Annotated in this window: 10 protein-coding genes; 6 read left to right on the forward strand and 4 right to left on the reverse strand. The window is 68.8% G+C overall.

Annotation, left to right across the window (positions count from 1 at the left end):
- Positions 1-26 precede the first annotated feature (26 nt).
- Positions 27-374 carry a VanZ family protein gene (locus ACQYVW_RS09760; RefSeq protein WP_434933023.1) on the forward strand — a complete coding sequence of 116 codons (348 nt, stop codon included), beginning with the start codon at positions 27-29 and terminating at the stop codon, positions 372-374.
- Positions 375-496: 122 nt separating this feature from the next.
- On the opposite strand, the gene ACQYVW_RS09765 is transcribed toward ACQYVW_RS09760, so the two are convergent.
- The 3 genes from ACQYVW_RS09765 to ACQYVW_RS09775 all read right to left on the reverse strand — a co-directional run bounded on the left by ACQYVW_RS09765 (position 497) and on the right by ACQYVW_RS09775 (position 6938).
- The gene (locus ACQYVW_RS09765; RefSeq protein WP_434946847.1) at positions 497-2830 is read right to left on the reverse strand and encodes a beta-N-acetylhexosaminidase; all 2334 of its coding nucleotides are present in this window, start codon (positions 2828-2830) and stop codon (positions 497-499) included.
- 165 nt (positions 2831-2995) lie between these two features.
- On the reverse strand, positions 2996-5782 hold the full coding sequence (locus ACQYVW_RS09770) for a TonB-dependent receptor (protein WP_434932979.1): 2787 nt from the start codon (positions 5780-5782) through the stop codon (positions 2996-2998).
- A gap of 106 nt (positions 5783-5888) precedes the next feature.
- Positions 5889-6938, reverse strand: a complete 1050-nt coding sequence (locus ACQYVW_RS09775) for a glucokinase (RefSeq protein ID WP_434946848.1) — start codon at positions 6936-6938, stop codon at positions 5889-5891.
- 343 nt (positions 6939-7281) lie between these two features.
- Between ACQYVW_RS09775 and ACQYVW_RS09780 the strand changes: the two genes are divergently transcribed.
- The 4 genes from ACQYVW_RS09780 (at position 7282) to ACQYVW_RS09795 (ending at position 11893) form a co-directional block, all read left to right on the forward strand.
- Positions 7282-8370 (forward strand): LacI family DNA-binding transcriptional regulator, encoded by a 1089-nt coding sequence (locus tag ACQYVW_RS09780; protein ID WP_434932977.1) that lies wholly within the window; start codon positions 7282-7284, stop codon positions 8368-8370.
- 23 nt (positions 8371-8393) lie between these two features.
- On the forward strand, positions 8394-9419 hold the full coding sequence (locus ACQYVW_RS09785) for an SIS domain-containing protein (protein WP_434946876.1): 1026 nt from the start codon (positions 8394-8396) through the stop codon (positions 9417-9419).
- 255 nt (positions 9420-9674) lie between these two features.
- Complete coding sequence (gene nagA / locus ACQYVW_RS09790) at positions 9675-10826, forward strand: N-acetylglucosamine-6-phosphate deacetylase (protein WP_434946849.1); 1152 nt, start codon at positions 9675-9677, stop codon at positions 10824-10826.
- Positions 10823-11893 (forward strand): acyltransferase family protein, encoded by a 1071-nt coding sequence (locus ACQYVW_RS09795; RefSeq protein WP_434946850.1) that lies wholly within the window; start codon positions 10823-10825, stop codon positions 11891-11893. Before nagA ends, ACQYVW_RS09795 begins: the two co-directional genes overlap by 4 nt.
- Before the next feature lie 315 nt (positions 11894-12208).
- On the opposite strand, the gene fosX is transcribed toward ACQYVW_RS09795, so the two are convergent.
- Positions 12209-12643 (reverse strand): FosX/FosE/FosI family fosfomycin resistance hydrolase, encoded by a 435-nt coding sequence (fosX, locus tag ACQYVW_RS09800; protein WP_434946851.1) that lies wholly within the window; start codon positions 12641-12643, stop codon positions 12209-12211.
- 163 nt (positions 12644-12806) lie between these two features.
- On the opposite strand from fosX, the gene ACQYVW_RS09805 reads away from it, so the two are divergent.
- Positions 12807-13790, forward strand: coding sequence for an IS30 family transposase (locus ACQYVW_RS09805; protein ID WP_434946852.1), 984 nt, complete (start codon positions 12807-12809; stop codon positions 13788-13790).
- The last annotated feature ends 374 nt before the right edge of the window (positions 13791-14164 follow it).

Below are 14164 nucleotides of genomic sequence, written 5' to 3' on the forward strand. Positions count from 1 at the left end.
ATCCGCGCTTCTGGGTGGCGCTGTGGATGCTGGCGATCGCCGCGATCGTGGTGCTGTCGCTGATGCCGCCGCCGCCGATGCCGGATTTCGAGGGCAGCGACAAGTGGTCGCACTTCCTCGGCTATTTCGCCCTGTCGGCGAGCGCGGTGCAGCTGTTCCGCAACTGGCCTGCGCTGCTCGGCGCCGGGATGGGCCTGGTGCTGCTGGGGATCGGCATCGAATACGCCCAGGGCGCGCTGACGGTGGACCGGATGGCCGAGACCCGCGACGCGCTGGCCAACACCCTGGGCGTGATCGCCGGCCTGGCCACGCGCCTGACGCCGCTGCACGACCTGCTGCTGCGGATCGACGGCAGGGATCCGGCCGGACGCTAGGCCCGGCGTATCCGGCCTTCGCGGGCGCCGCCCGAAACGCAGCAGGGACGGGATCTGGCCCGCGGGGTGCCTCGCCCACCCGGACGGCCGTGACGTGGCCGCCGGGCGATGCAGGGCGCCGATCAGCGCGGCAGCAGCTCGACCCGATCGAGGACCCACATGTCCGGCCGCGTATCGCCGGTCGGGGTGAAGCACAGATCGCTGCGACCGGCTACATCGTCCAGCGGCAGCTCCAGTTCCACGAACCCGTCCGCGCCGGCGCGCGCCGGCAACGGCTGCCGGGCCACGGTGGTGCCAGCGCACCCGCCGGCCTGCACCAGCAGTTCGCCGTGCTCGGTCTCGGCCGGCGCGAACCTGCGCGCCGGCTCGTCGTGCGCCAGCTGGAAGAAATAGGGGATGCGTCCCAGCCGCACCTTCACCGCGGCGATGCCGTCCAGGTCGGCGTCCTGCCACAGCCAGCAGGGATGGAAGATGGTCACGTTGTAGAGCGCGCGCTCGCCGCCTACCGGGCCGTCGTCCTCCAGCCGCAGCAGCAGGCGGCCGGTATCCGGGCAGGTGGCGAGCTGCTCGTCCGTGCGTACCCGCAGACTTGCGATGCTGTAGGCATGGCGCGACAGCGGGCCCAGCGCCTGCGTCGCGTGGAACGCCGCGGCACGGATTTCGAGCGGCAGCGGCGCCTGCAGCGGCGCGACGTACAGCGGCGATCCGGCATCCGGATCGCTGCCGTCGGTGGTGTAGCGCACCGCGTAGCCGAGCGGGTTCTCCAGCGTGACCTGCACGCTGTCGCCGGCGCCCTCCCGCTCCGCGCTGGCCAGGACTTCGAACGGCGTCTGCGCATGGGCGATGCCGAAGGCCCGGTAGCGCGCGAGCTGGGCGGGCAGTCGCGTCAGGAAGTCCTGGTAGTCCTTGCGCGTGGCCGGCGACCAGGCCGACTCGGCCAGTGCGGCCACGCGCGGGAAGTAGGCGTGCTGCATCCGCTCCCAGCTGCGCAGGTGTTCGGTCCACAGGTTGGCCTGCACGCCGAGGATGTGGTGGCGCTGCGCGGGCGCCAGCACTTCGGGCACCGGCTCGAACTCGTACACGTCGCGCAGTGTGACCTGGCTGGGCCGTCCGGGCACCTCGTTGGGCGAGCCGGTCTGCAGGTAGTCCAGGTACAGCTTGTCGGCCGGCGTCATCACCACGTCGTGCCCTGCGCGTGCGGCGGCGATCCCGCCCTCCGTGCCACGCCAGGACATCACCGTGGCCTGCGGTGCGAGACCGCCATCGAGGATCTCGTCCCAGCCGAGCAGGCGCCGGCCCTTGCTGTCGAGATAGGCGCCGACGCGTTTGATGAACCAGCTCTGCAGCGCCGTCTCGTCGGCGATGCCCAGCGCCTTCATGCGGGCCTGCACCAGCGGCGAGGCCTGCCACTGGTCCTTGACTGCCTCGTCGCCCCCGATATGGATGTAGGGCGAGGGAAACAGCGCCATGATCTGGTCGAGCACGTCCTCGATGAAGACGAAGGTCTCCTCCTCGACGTTGAACAGGTACTGGTGCACGCCCCACTCGTTGGACACCGGTGGCGTATTCCCCAGCGATCCGTACTGCGGGTAGGCGGCCACCACCGCCTGCACGTGGCCGGGCATGTCGAACTCCGGCACCACGGTGATGTGACGCGCGGCTGCGTAGGCCACGATCTCGCGGATCTGCGCCTGCGTGTAGTAGCCGCAGTAGGGCCGGGTCTGGCCGCTGGCCGGGTCGGTGCCGGCTTCGCCAGCGGGAATGCGGCACGCCGCCACTTCCATCAGTCGCGGATACTCCGGAATCTCGATGCGCCAGCCCTGGTCGTCGGTCAGGTGCCAGTGGAAGGTGTTGAGCTTGTGCCGTGCCATGGCGTCGAGCAGCTGCTTGATCTGCTCGACGCTCTGCAGGTGCCGCGCCGAATCGAGCATCAGCCCGCGCCAGGCGAAGCGCGGGGCATCCTCGATGCGCAGCGCCGGGATGCGTACCGCTTCGCCCTGCGCGGAGGACAGCAGCTGCCAGAGGGTGACCGCGCCGTAGAACAGCCCGCGCTCGTCGCTGGCGGCCACGCGCACGCCGTCGGCGGACACGTCCAGCACGTAACCCTCCGCAGCGTCGGCCGAGGCGGTCGGATCGATGGCGAAGGAGATGCCGCCGGTGGCGTGGGGCTCCGCCGTGGTCGCCGGCGTCACCGCCTGGGTCCTGGCGACCATTGCGGAAAATGCGGCGGCTACGCGCTGCGCGGGTTCGCCCTGGGCATGCACGCGGGTCGTCGCATCGAAACGGAAGCTGCCTTCGCGCGGCGACACGGATGCTGGCGCGGGGATCAGGGCCGGCTCGGCGACGGCTTCCGCCGCGCTGGCGGCGGGCGCGCCGGCGTGGCCGCTGCACGCGGCCAGCACCAGGGTGCAACACAGGAGGGCAAGGGGCAGCCGCAGCATGGGCGTCAGGTGCATCGGGGTTCCTCGGTCGGGCGCGACGGTGGCGCAAGCCGCCGCCGGATGTCGTCCGGACGCCGTGGCCAGGCGGGCGGTCCGGCCCTGGTGGCCGCGGCATTCGGCAAAAAAAGGGGCCCGGATGATCCGGGCCCCCCGGGAGGACGGCTCAGCGGGAGGGGGCCGTCAGAACTGGACGCGCAGGGTGGTCAGGAACCTGCGCCCGGAGCGGTACACGCCGCGGGTCAACCGTTCGGTGTCGGCGTAGCTGTGGTAGGCCTCGTCGAGCAGGTTCATCGCATCGAAGTTGAGGCTGACGCCGTCGTTGAAGCGGTAGCCCAGCGACAGGTCCATCGAGGTGTAGGGACGCACCCACAGGTTATCGCCGCGGTCGACGTTGGTGAAGTACTCCGACCGCCAGGAGGCGCTTAGCCGCGCGCTGAAGCGCTCGTTCTCGAAGTAGGGGCTGATGTTGAGCTGGTTCTTCGAGTTGTAGGGCATCGGATCGCCGGAGCTGGATTCGGCATCGGCATAGGTGTAGTTGGCCACCAGGCCGAAGCCGCCCGCGATCTGCTGCTGCCAGGCTAGCGCGAAGCCCTGGATCTTGGCCGTGCCCGCGTTGTCCGGGCGCCCGACCTGGTAGGTGGTGACCGCGTTCTGCGACTGGTTGAAGTGCTGCTCTGGGCGGGTGGTGGTCAGGATGTAGTTGTCCACGTCCTTGTAGAACAGCGAGCCGGCCAGGATCGCGTCCTCGGCGAAGTACCACTCGGCCGACAGGTCGAGGTTGGTCGACTCGTAGGGATCGAGCTCCGGATTGCCGCCGCCGCCGGTCAGGGTCTGGTCGCCCAGCCACAGGTAGCTGGACATGTCGCTGTAGTTCGGGCGGGCGATGACCTTGGCCGCGGAGAAGCGCAGCACCTTGTCGTCGGCCAGGTCGTAGGCCAGGTTCACGTTGGGCAGCACGTCGTTGTACTTCTTGCCGACCATCGCCGGCGCGTAGCCGTCGGCCGGGCAGGGCGGCGGCGCGTCGGTGCGGATGCACTGCCAGCTGTGGCTTTCGGTCTCGGTCTGCACGTAGCGCAGGCCGACGTTGCCGCGCAGGCCGTTCCAGCTGAAATCGGCCTGCACATAGGCGGCATTGATGTCCTCAAGGATGCGCCAGGTGTTGGCGGCGAACGAGGGGTCGTTGAACGTGTTGGGCTCGGGCATCGTCTGCCAGGGCGCCAGCCACTCGCCGCTGAGGATGTAGTCGGCCAGCGCCCAGCCGTCGATGGTGAAGCGGTTGCCGAGGTCGCCGTAGCCGGAGAAGCCGCTGAGGTAGTTGCCCGGCACCGGCTGCGGATTGAACATGTCGGCGGTGGCGTCGCCGTAGCCGACCACCGAGGCCAGCGAGACGCCGCCCATCCGCTGTTCGGTTTCGTGCTCGCGGCGCTTGGCGCCGAAACGCAGCAGGTACACCGGCGCGTCGAACTTCAGCCCGAAGTCGACCTGGCCATAGGTCTCCTCGTCGCGGGTCGGCTTGAACACGATATTGCCGCCCCAGCCCGGATTCCAGGTGGTCGGGCCGCTCGGGTCGGCGCCCCAGCCGCCGTCCATGCGGAACGCGGACGGATCGGTGAAGGGGTTGGCGCCGTGGTAGGTCAGGCTGCCCGGCTGCGAGGGCGCGCCGCTGATGTCGTAGGTGTAGTTGCCCCAGTTGAGGAACTCGCCGAACACCTGCTGGCCGGTGCCGCCGGTCGCCTCGGTGGTGCCGACATGCGCCGAAGCGAACCAGCGCTCGCCGTCCCAGCGCGCCTTGAGGTCGTAGGAATCGGTCTCGACCGTGGACTTGCGGTTCTGCACGTCGAATACCGACAGCGCGCCCTCGAACGTGCCGCGGGTGATGATGCCTTCCTCGATGGTCACGTCGGTCAGCCGCATAAGGCTGTTGTAGGCGTTGCCCATGAACGCGAACATCGACTGGTTGATGTTGTCGTAGCTGGCGTCGATCCTGAGCGCGTTGAACTCGATGTCGAGTTCCTCCCTCGGCCGGAACTGCAGGGCCAGCGAATAGCTGTCGCGCTTGCGTTCCTGTTCGAAGAACGATGCGCTGAGCGAGTTCGGCCCGCGTGCGTCCAGGTTGTTCTCGAGCGTCTCGGCGCAGGCGCCCTGGCAGAAGGGATCGAAGGGTTCGCCGATCGCCCAGTTCATCGGCGGATTGTTGACCGAGCCGTTGGCGCCTGCGACGCCGGGATCGCCATCGCGGTAGTGGCGCGCGGTCACGCTGCCGTAGGCCTCGATGCCGTCGCGGCGGATCACCTCGTCTAGGCGCTGCGCGGAGACGATCAGGCCGAAGTTGTCGGCCTGGTTCTTCCAGCCCAGCATCAGCGAGCCCTGCGGCTTGCCGTCCTCGTCGCGGTCGTTGTACAGGTAGCCGAGCTGGCCGCCGACCACGAAGTCCTCGTCCAGGTCGAGCGGCTTGCGCGTCTCGACGATCACGGTGCCGCCGATCGAACCCTCGTCGATGTACGCCTCCGGCGACTTGTAGACCGTGACCTTGCCGACGATCTGCGGCGCCAGCAGCGAGTAGTTGAAGGTGCGGCTGGGGTGGTCGAGGATGAACCAGTCCGCCGAGGCCACCGACTGGCCGTTGAGCAGGGTGCGGTTGAGCGCCGGGTCGGTGCCGAGGATGCTCACGCGCTCGCCCTGGCCGAACAGGCGGTCGATGGTGACGCCGGGGATCATGGTGATCGCCTCGGCCACGTTGGTGGACGGGAACTTGCCGACGTCCTCGGCGGTGATCACATCGACGATCGCGTCGGCGTTGCGCTTGGTGTCCAGCGCCTGCTGCAGGCTGGCGCGGATGCCGGTGACGACCACGCGGTCGAGTTCGGTAGCCTGGTCGGATGCGGCGGCGTCCTGCGCCTGGGCCTGTGCGGAAACCCCGAGGCACACGGCGATCGCGGCCGACAGCATGGAAGTGCGGTACTTCATGGCGGTTCTCTCCCTTCGAAGATGGGTCGGGCTGTGGCCGCCGGCCGGGGGTCCGGCAGCCTGTGGCGTGGGTGCGCGCGTCCGCATGGCGGCCGCGCGTACCGGATCAGGTCAGTCGCGCATCCATGCATCCGTTGTTGTTGCGGCACTGGTCGAGGTACCAGCTGGCGGCGCCGATCGCCCCCAGCTGCCCGTGCTCGACCAGGGTCACGGGAATGCGCAGCAGCGATTCGCGCATCGGCCCCTTGTCCAGGAACCGCGCCACGAAACTGCTCTGCGCCAGGAACTCGCGGATCTGCGGCAGGATTCCGCCGGCCAGCTGCACGCCGCCGCGGGCGCCGTAGAGCAGGGCCATGTCGCCCACCGCGCCGCCGAGCAGCCCGCAGAACAGGGCCAGCGTGTCCCGCGCCAGCGCATCACCCGTCGCGGCGGCGGCGCTGATCGCGTCTGGGCTGGACTGCGTGGGCGCCTGCCCGCGCACGCGAGCCAGGGCGCCGTGCAGGCGCAGCAGGCCGGGGCCGGACAGGGCGTGTTCGTTGGGCACGTGGCTGCGCTCGCGCAGGAACTCGCGCAGCACCGCCAGCTCCAGTTCGGTGGACACGGTCAGCGACGCCTGGCCGGCCTCGGTGGCCAGCACCTGCGCCTGGCCATCGCGACCGGCGATGCGCACCGCCGCGCCCAGTCCGGTGCCGGGGCCGACTACCAGCACCGGGCCGGCCGGCGCGACTTCCGGCCCCGACAGATGCAGCAGGGCGTGCGTTCCCGTGGCAGAGCCTGCGTGGGCCAGGGCTTCGAAGTCGTTGACCAGGCGCAGGTCCTCGAAACCCAGTGCGGCCTGGATGCGGGAAGGCACCACCGGCCAGGGCAGGTTGACCGACAGCAGCGATCCGTCCTCGCGCGCGTGGCCGGCACTGGCGAGCACGCCGTGCCTGACGGTTGCGGCCGCGGCCACGCTGGATACGTAGGCCTGCAGCAGTTCGCCCAGCCCGGCGAAGTCGGCGCAGGCGTATCGCCGGTAGTGCTGCAGGGACTGCGGGCTGGCGACATCCACCAGCCCCACGCGCACGTGGGTGCCGCCGACGTCGGCGGCCAGCACGGTCGCGGCGCCGCGACGCGGGCCGGGACTGACGGACAGGTGGCGGGTGCTGGCTCCCACGTGGACTCCTGGCGGGCAGCGCCGCGAACTGCGGCGTGCAGGCCTAGTGTCGATGTCGTGACAACGATGTCAAGCGCTGCGTGCGCCGGGCGCCCCTGCGGCTACAAATAAAGCCTTCGCGTGGAACAATGATCCGTTTGATCGGGCAAAACTCGCATAAACGGCGAGAATGTGCGGGCCGTGTCCGCGGATGTCCTGTTCTGGTCGGCATGTCCCATGCTGCAGAACAGCAAGGATCGGCGCCGCAGCGTGCGCCCATCCAGCCCGCCATCTGCTGGCATCCGGTCGCGAAGTATGACAACGTTAGTCACGGAGCAAGGGGGCAGGACACAGGAATCGCAGCATGAGCGTGAACGATGCGCAGGCCAATCCGCGCAAGCCGACGATCCGCACCGTCGCCGGGCGCGCCGGGGTATCGCTCAAGACCGTCTCACGGGTGATCAACAACGAACCCGCGGTGCTGCCGGCCACCCGTGCGCGCGTGCTGCAGGCCATTGCCGAGCTCGACTACGAGCCCGACCCGTCCGCGCGCAACCTGCGCAGCGCCAGCGCCTATGTGATCGGCCTGGTCTACGACAACCCGAACCCGTACCACATCATCGGCCTGCAGAACGGCGTGCTGTCGGCGTGCCGCGAGACCGGCTTTGGCCTGCAGATCCATCCCTGCGATGCGAGTTCGCCGCTGCTGGCCGAGGAGCTGGTCGAGCTGGTGCAGCGCTCGCGACTGGCGGGCCTGGTGCTGACCGCGCCGATTTCCGAGCGGATCGAACTGATCGAGGCACTGGAGCAGGCCGGCGTGCGCGCCACGCGGATCATCGCCGCGGCGCAGGACCCGGGCGATGGCCATCCCTGCGTCTATGTCGACGACCGCGACGCGGCCTACGAGATCACCGAGCACCTGATCCAGCTCGGGCACCAGCGCATCGGCTTTCTGTGGGGCGGCCAGGAGCATCTGTCCAGTTCCGAACGCTATCTCGGCTACGAGCAGGCCCTGAAGGATTACGGCATCGCCCTCGACAAGCATCTGGTGGTGCCCGGCGACTACACCTTCGACGACGGCTTCCGCGGCGCGCGTCGCCTGCTGGCGCTGCGCGAGCCGCCCACCGCGATCTTCGGCAGCAACGACGAGATCGCCGCGGGCGTGCTGGCGGCGGCCAAGTCGGCAGGCATGAACGTGCCCTTCGACCTGTCCATCGCCGGCTTCGAGGACAGTCCGTTCTCGCGCCAGTCCTGGCCGGCGCTCACCACAGCCAAGCAGGCCACCGAAGAGATCGCGCGACACGCTGCGCGCATGCTGATCGGCGGCCTGCGCCAGGATGCCGCGGCCGCGCACAACCAGGGCTTCGTGCCGCAGCTGGTGGTGCGCGGCTCCACCGCGCCGGTCCGCCCGCGCGCGCAGCCTCCGCTGCAGCCAGCCACGGATGAGCCATGACCGCAATGACCACTGTTCCGCAGATGCATACCGAGACGACGTGGATGCACCGCGAGGCGGCGCAGGCGCCCGACGTCGTGGCCGCGCAGTTCATCGCCAATCGCGACCTGCTGGCAGACCTGGCCGCCGACCTGCGGCGCCGCCCGCCCGCGTTCGTCGCCACCTGTGCGCGTGGCAGCTCCGACCACGCCGCCACCTATGCCAAGGCCCTGATCGAGACGCGGCTGGGCCTGGTCACCGCTTCGGTCTCGCCGTCGGTGGGCTCGGTATACGGCGTGCGCCAGCAGCTTGGCGATGCCCTGTTCATCGCGATCTCGCAGTCCGGACGCAGCCCCGACCTGCTGCGCAATACCGAAGCGGCGCGCGCCGCCGGGGCCCGCGTGGTCGCGCTGGTCAACGTGGCCGATTCGCCGCTGGCGGGGTTGGCCGACGTGGTGGTGCCGCTGCATGCCGGGCCCGAGCGCAGCGTGGCGGCGACCAAGAGCTATCTCGCCTCGCTCTCGGCCCTGCTGCAACTGGTGTCGCTGTGGGGCGAGGATGAGCTGCTGCCGGCCTCCCTGGATGCGCTGCCTGCGGCGATGCGCGCGGCCTGGGGCTGCGACTGGTCGCCTGCGGCCGAGGGCCTGCGCGAGGCGCGCAACCTGTTCGTGCTCGGACGCGGGCCGGGCTTGGCCGCTGCCCAGGAAGTGGCGCTCAAGTTCAAGGAAACCTGCGGCCTGCATGCGGAAGCCTACAGCTCGGCCGAGGTGAAGCACGGGCCAATGGCCTTGGTGGGCCGGGACTTCCCGGTGCTGATGTTCGCCCAGCCCGACGACACCGGCCCAGGCACGCGCGCACTGGCCGGCGAGCTGCGCGGGCGCGGCGCGCAGGTGTGGCTGGCCGATGCGGCGGAGGGAGCCGACCTGCCGCTGCCGCAGGCGCCGCATCCGGCCTGCGCACCGCTGCTGCAAGTGCAGGCCTTCTATCGCATGGCCAACGCCCTGTCGCTGGCGCGGGGCTTCGATCCGGACACGCCGCCGCACCTCAACAAGGTCACCGAGACGGTGTAGGGCCGTGTCCGCCACGCCGCACGTCGCCGTTTCGCCGCCTCGCCGCCCGTCCGTGCCGCGCCCGTCGTTTCGAACGCAGCGAACAATCCGCATCTCCAGCCTTGCCGACGCAGCAGCAGTGCCGTCATTCCCGCGAGCACGGGAGCCTGCGCCTCCAGAGTCGCTGACGCTGGATGACGGACCCGCACGACCGCGGAAGGACGCAGGTGGCCTTGCGGCAACGCAGGAACGCTTTGAACGGGACACCCTCCACCCATGACAAACGCGCTGGTCAACGGACGCATCCTGCTTGACGACGGATTCCGCGACGATGCCGCGGTGCTGATCGAAGGGGGCCGCATCGTCGCGGTCGTCCCCGCCGATGATCCGCGCGTGCGCGAGGCCGAGCAGATCGACCTGTGCAAGGGCAGCCTCGTTCCCGGCTTCATCGACGCCCAGGTCAACGGCGGTGGCGGCGTGCTGCTCAACAATACGCCCACGGTCGACGGTGTTGCCGCGATCGCGCGCGCGCACCGCCGCTACGGCACCACCGGCATGCTGCCCACCCTGATCAGCGACCGGGTCGAGGTGATGCGCGAGGCGGTGGCTGCGGTGGGCGCGGCCATCGCGCAAGGCGTACCGGGCGTGCTTGGAATCCATCTCGAGGGCCCGTATCTCGCGCCCGCGCGCAAGGGCACGCACGACGCCGCGGTGTTCCGCGTGCCCGACGCCGACGAGATCGCGCTGGTCACGGCGCTCGACAATGGCGTCACCCTGGTCACGCTGGCGCCCGAATGCGTGCCGGCGGAAACGATCCGCACACTGGTCGCACGCGGCGCCGTCGTCGCGGCCGGGCATACCGCGGCCACCTACGAGCAGACCCGCGCCGGCCTCGATGCCGGCGTGCGCGGCTTCACCCACCTGTACAACGCGATGACGCCGCTGACCGGGCGCGAGCCTGGCGTAGTCGGCGCTGCGCTGGAGGATGCCCGGAGCTGGTGCGGGATCATCGTTGACGGCGTGCACGTGCACCCGGCCAGCCTGCGCGTGGCACTCGCCGCCAAACCTTGCGGCAAGCTGTTCCTGGTCACCGACGCGATGCCGATGGTGGGCGCCGCGGATCCGGCTTTCACGCTGTACGGGGAAACCATTACCGCCGTCGACGGCGTAGTGCGCAATGCCGCCGGTGCGCTGGCCGGCTCCGCGCTCGACATGGCCAGCGCCGTGCGCAACAGCGTGCAGCTGCTCGGCCTGCCGCTGGACGAGGCCGCGCGCATGGCATCGCGCTATCCGGCCGCATTCCTCGGCCTCGGCCATACGCACGGCCGCATCGCACCGGGTTATGCGGCCGACCTGGCGCTGCTCGACGACGCCATCGCAGTGCAGGCCACCTGGATCGCCGGCGACATGGAGCGCCACGCAGCGTGAACGGTGTCGGCGCGCGCTCCGCCTCGGTCGATGCGCTGCGCGGGCTTACCGTCGCCGCGATGCTGCTGGTCAATACACCGGGCGACTGGGGGCATGTCTACGCCCCGCTGCTGCATGCCGACTGGCACGGCTGCACACCGACGGATCTGGTGTTTCCGTTCTTCCTGTTCGTAGTGGGCGTGTCGATCGCGCTGGGGTTGGTGCCGCGCGTCGCGCAGGGCGCGGATGCGCGCGTGCTGCACCGGGCCATCGCCTCGCGCGGGCTGCGCATCATCGCGCTGGGTCTGCTGCTCAACCTCGCCGCCTGGTGGGCCTACGACCAGCCGCACTATCGCCCCTGGGGCGTGCTGCAACGCATCGGCCTGTGCTTCATCATCGCCGCGCCGCTGGCCATGCACCTGCGTCCGAGCCTGCAATGGGCGCTGGTCGCCGCCTTGCTGCTGGGCTGGTGGGCGCTGCTGGCGCCCGGTGGCTACGCCGAGTTCCACAACCTCGCCGACCGCACCGACACTGCGTTGTTCGCGCCGTATCTCTACCGCTTCGATGCCACCACCGGCCTGGGCCGCGACCCCGAAGGCCTGCTGACCACGTTTCCGTCGGTCGCCACCGTGCTGCTGGGTGTGCGCGCCGGCGAGTGGCTGCGCCGGGGTCGTCTGCGCGCGCTGTGGTGGGCCGGGGCGGCGATGCTCGTGCTGGGGGCGGCGTGGTCGCCGCTCATGCCGCTCAACAAGGCGCTATGGACATCTTCCTACGTGCTGTGGAGCGGCGGCTGGGCCGCGCTGGCGCTGGCCGCCATGCACGTGCTCATCGACCGTCGCGGCTGGCCCGCGCTCGGCCGCAGCTTCGGCGTCAACGCCATCACCGCCTACGCAGGCTCCGCCCTGTTGCCGTGTGCGCTGGTGCTGCTGGGCGCATGGACGCCGCTGTACCAGCACGGCTTCGCCGGCTGGATGACGCCGCGTTTCGGGCCCTATGTCCCCTCGCTGACATTCTCCCTGGCCTTCGTCGCCCTGTGGTGGGGCATCGCGCGCTGGATGGACCGGCGCGGGTGGCATCTCAAGATCTAGGTGGCCGGCCTTCGGGCGGACCTTCGGCAGTCGACGTTCCCAACCACGACATGTCGTCCGGATCCGGCCGACGCCTCGTGTGGCCGGCATCATCGTTCTCGCCCGACCCTTCTAGGCTGCGCTTGTCTGCGCGCGAGGCTGGAGGGTGAGCCAGGGAAAGGGGATGGCTCTTGGCATGAAAGCGCGCCTCGTGCGGAAGAGGCGGCTCTGGCTTCCAGTCTGCGGAGAAAGGTTTGAAATGAACCCAGTCTCTTGGCTGTCGCAACCGAGAAACGACATGACTACCAGGGGCCGATCGAACGTATGCGCGAGCCGTCAGGAGTGTTGCGCTTGGGCTGTCAATTCACCGCTCAAGCCCGCGTAGCTCGCCAGGCGCTGCTCCAATGTGCCAGTGTGCAGCTCGAACAGGTGGTTATCAAAGTCGTAGAAGTACAGAGACTGCCCTTCGCCCTGGACTCGCGGACGGGGCGGGCGGATCTCTACCCCGACCGCCTTCAGCTGGGCTTGGTACCGAGGCAGATCAGATTCGGCTACGGCGAACGCGACGTGCTGATAGGAACGCTCCGCAGGTGACGCACCCTCCATCACGGCCAGCCACGTTCCGCCCAGTACGAAGAACTTCTCGCGAGATAGGGAAAACTGCTCCGCACCGCTGTCGTAGACCTCGCGGGCACCCAGTCCGTCCACTAGCACCTTGGTCATCCGCTCGAGATCACGGCAGATGAAGGTGAGGTGGCTGATTCCTTCCATGGGCGCAAACACTAGAGTTAAGCAGCGCCGCGGAGCGGCGTCGGCTTGAATGATCTGTTAGACAGCGCGGGTTAACAGACTAAGTGCAACACCCGCGCCGCCCATAAGTGAAGAGGTGAGCTGGCAGACTGGAGGGGATCACTCCGGCAAGAGACGATCCCTCATGTACCACCAGCTCACCGAGTCCGAACGATACACCCTGTCTGTCCTCCACCGCGACGGGCAGTCACTGCGGGCCATTGCCCGAGTCATGGGACGTGCGCCCGGCACCATCAGTCGCGAAGTGCAGCGCAACCGCTGCCACCGGACCGATGGTGCCTACCGGCCCAGCAAGGCCCAGGAACGGACCAACGGCCGACGACGACGTAGCCGACAGGTCAGGCAGCATGATGCTGACACCTATGGACGCGTCGAGGCGCTGCTGTCGCATGCGCAGTGGAGTCCGGAACAGATCTCCCGCTGGCTGGCGCTGCATGGCGTCGTCCGGATCAGCCACATGACGATCTACCGGCATGTCCATCGCGACCGGCTCACTGGCGGTCAGTTGCGTTGCTGCCTGCGGCAGGCCGGCAAGCGACGGCGCAAACGCGCGTTTGGGCCGGAACGGCGCGGAAAACTCCAGGGCAAGCCCATGATCGACACTCGCCCTGTGGAGATCGAGGATCGACGAGAGGTTGGCCACTGGGAGGGCGATACCGTGATCGGCACCGTTGGCGAACGAGCCTGCCTGTTGACGCTGGTGGAACGCAGCACAGGAGTGGCGCTGGTGGTCAGGCTGCCGCACCGGACTGTCAAAGCGGTCAACCGCGCAGTCGTGGACGTGATCCGCCGCAGTGGCCTGCCATTCAAAACCATTACTTGGGACAACGGCACCGAGTTTCATGGCTATCGTGCGATCGAACAGGCGACGGGCATTCGCTGCTACTTCGCCTACCCGCATCACCCCTGGGAGCGCGGCAGCAACGAGAACTTCAACGGCCTGCTACGGCAGTACCTGCCGAAGCGGAAGAGCCTGGCCCGTGTCAACCAAGCCCACTGCGATCGCATCACGCATAAACTCAACACAAGACCGAGGAAGCGACATGGCTACGAGACCCCGATCGAACGCTTGCACGGACTCTCAGGGGTGTTGCACTTGGGGTGTTAATTCACCCGGCATGACGACGATGGGCTTATACGCCACACGCCCCAGCCACCGCCCGAGGCGCTCTGTCGATTCGGGAGCATAAGACATTGCAGCTATAGCCAGGACCGGTGCCGCCAAAGTGTAGGCCAGCACTCCCTGCGGCCGGAGCCTGAGTGCATGCAGCGCACCGCAGCGTGAACACTTGTACTCCGACACGGTTTGGCTTAGATGCCACCACTTTGGATTGTCACGAGGCATTCGGACAAGATCCCGTGAGGAGTCAGTAGTGGCATTACAGAATGTGCAGGGAAACTTGACCATGCCGCCTAACGCCTTATGTCTTGAGTTTCCCCTAGCCTAAGAGCCGAGAGCCCGACGTGCGCGCCCGATAACGC

Source organism: Luteimonas campi (genome assembly GCF_051162505.1).
GTDB lineage: Bacteria > Pseudomonadota > Gammaproteobacteria > Xanthomonadales > Xanthomonadaceae > Luteimonas.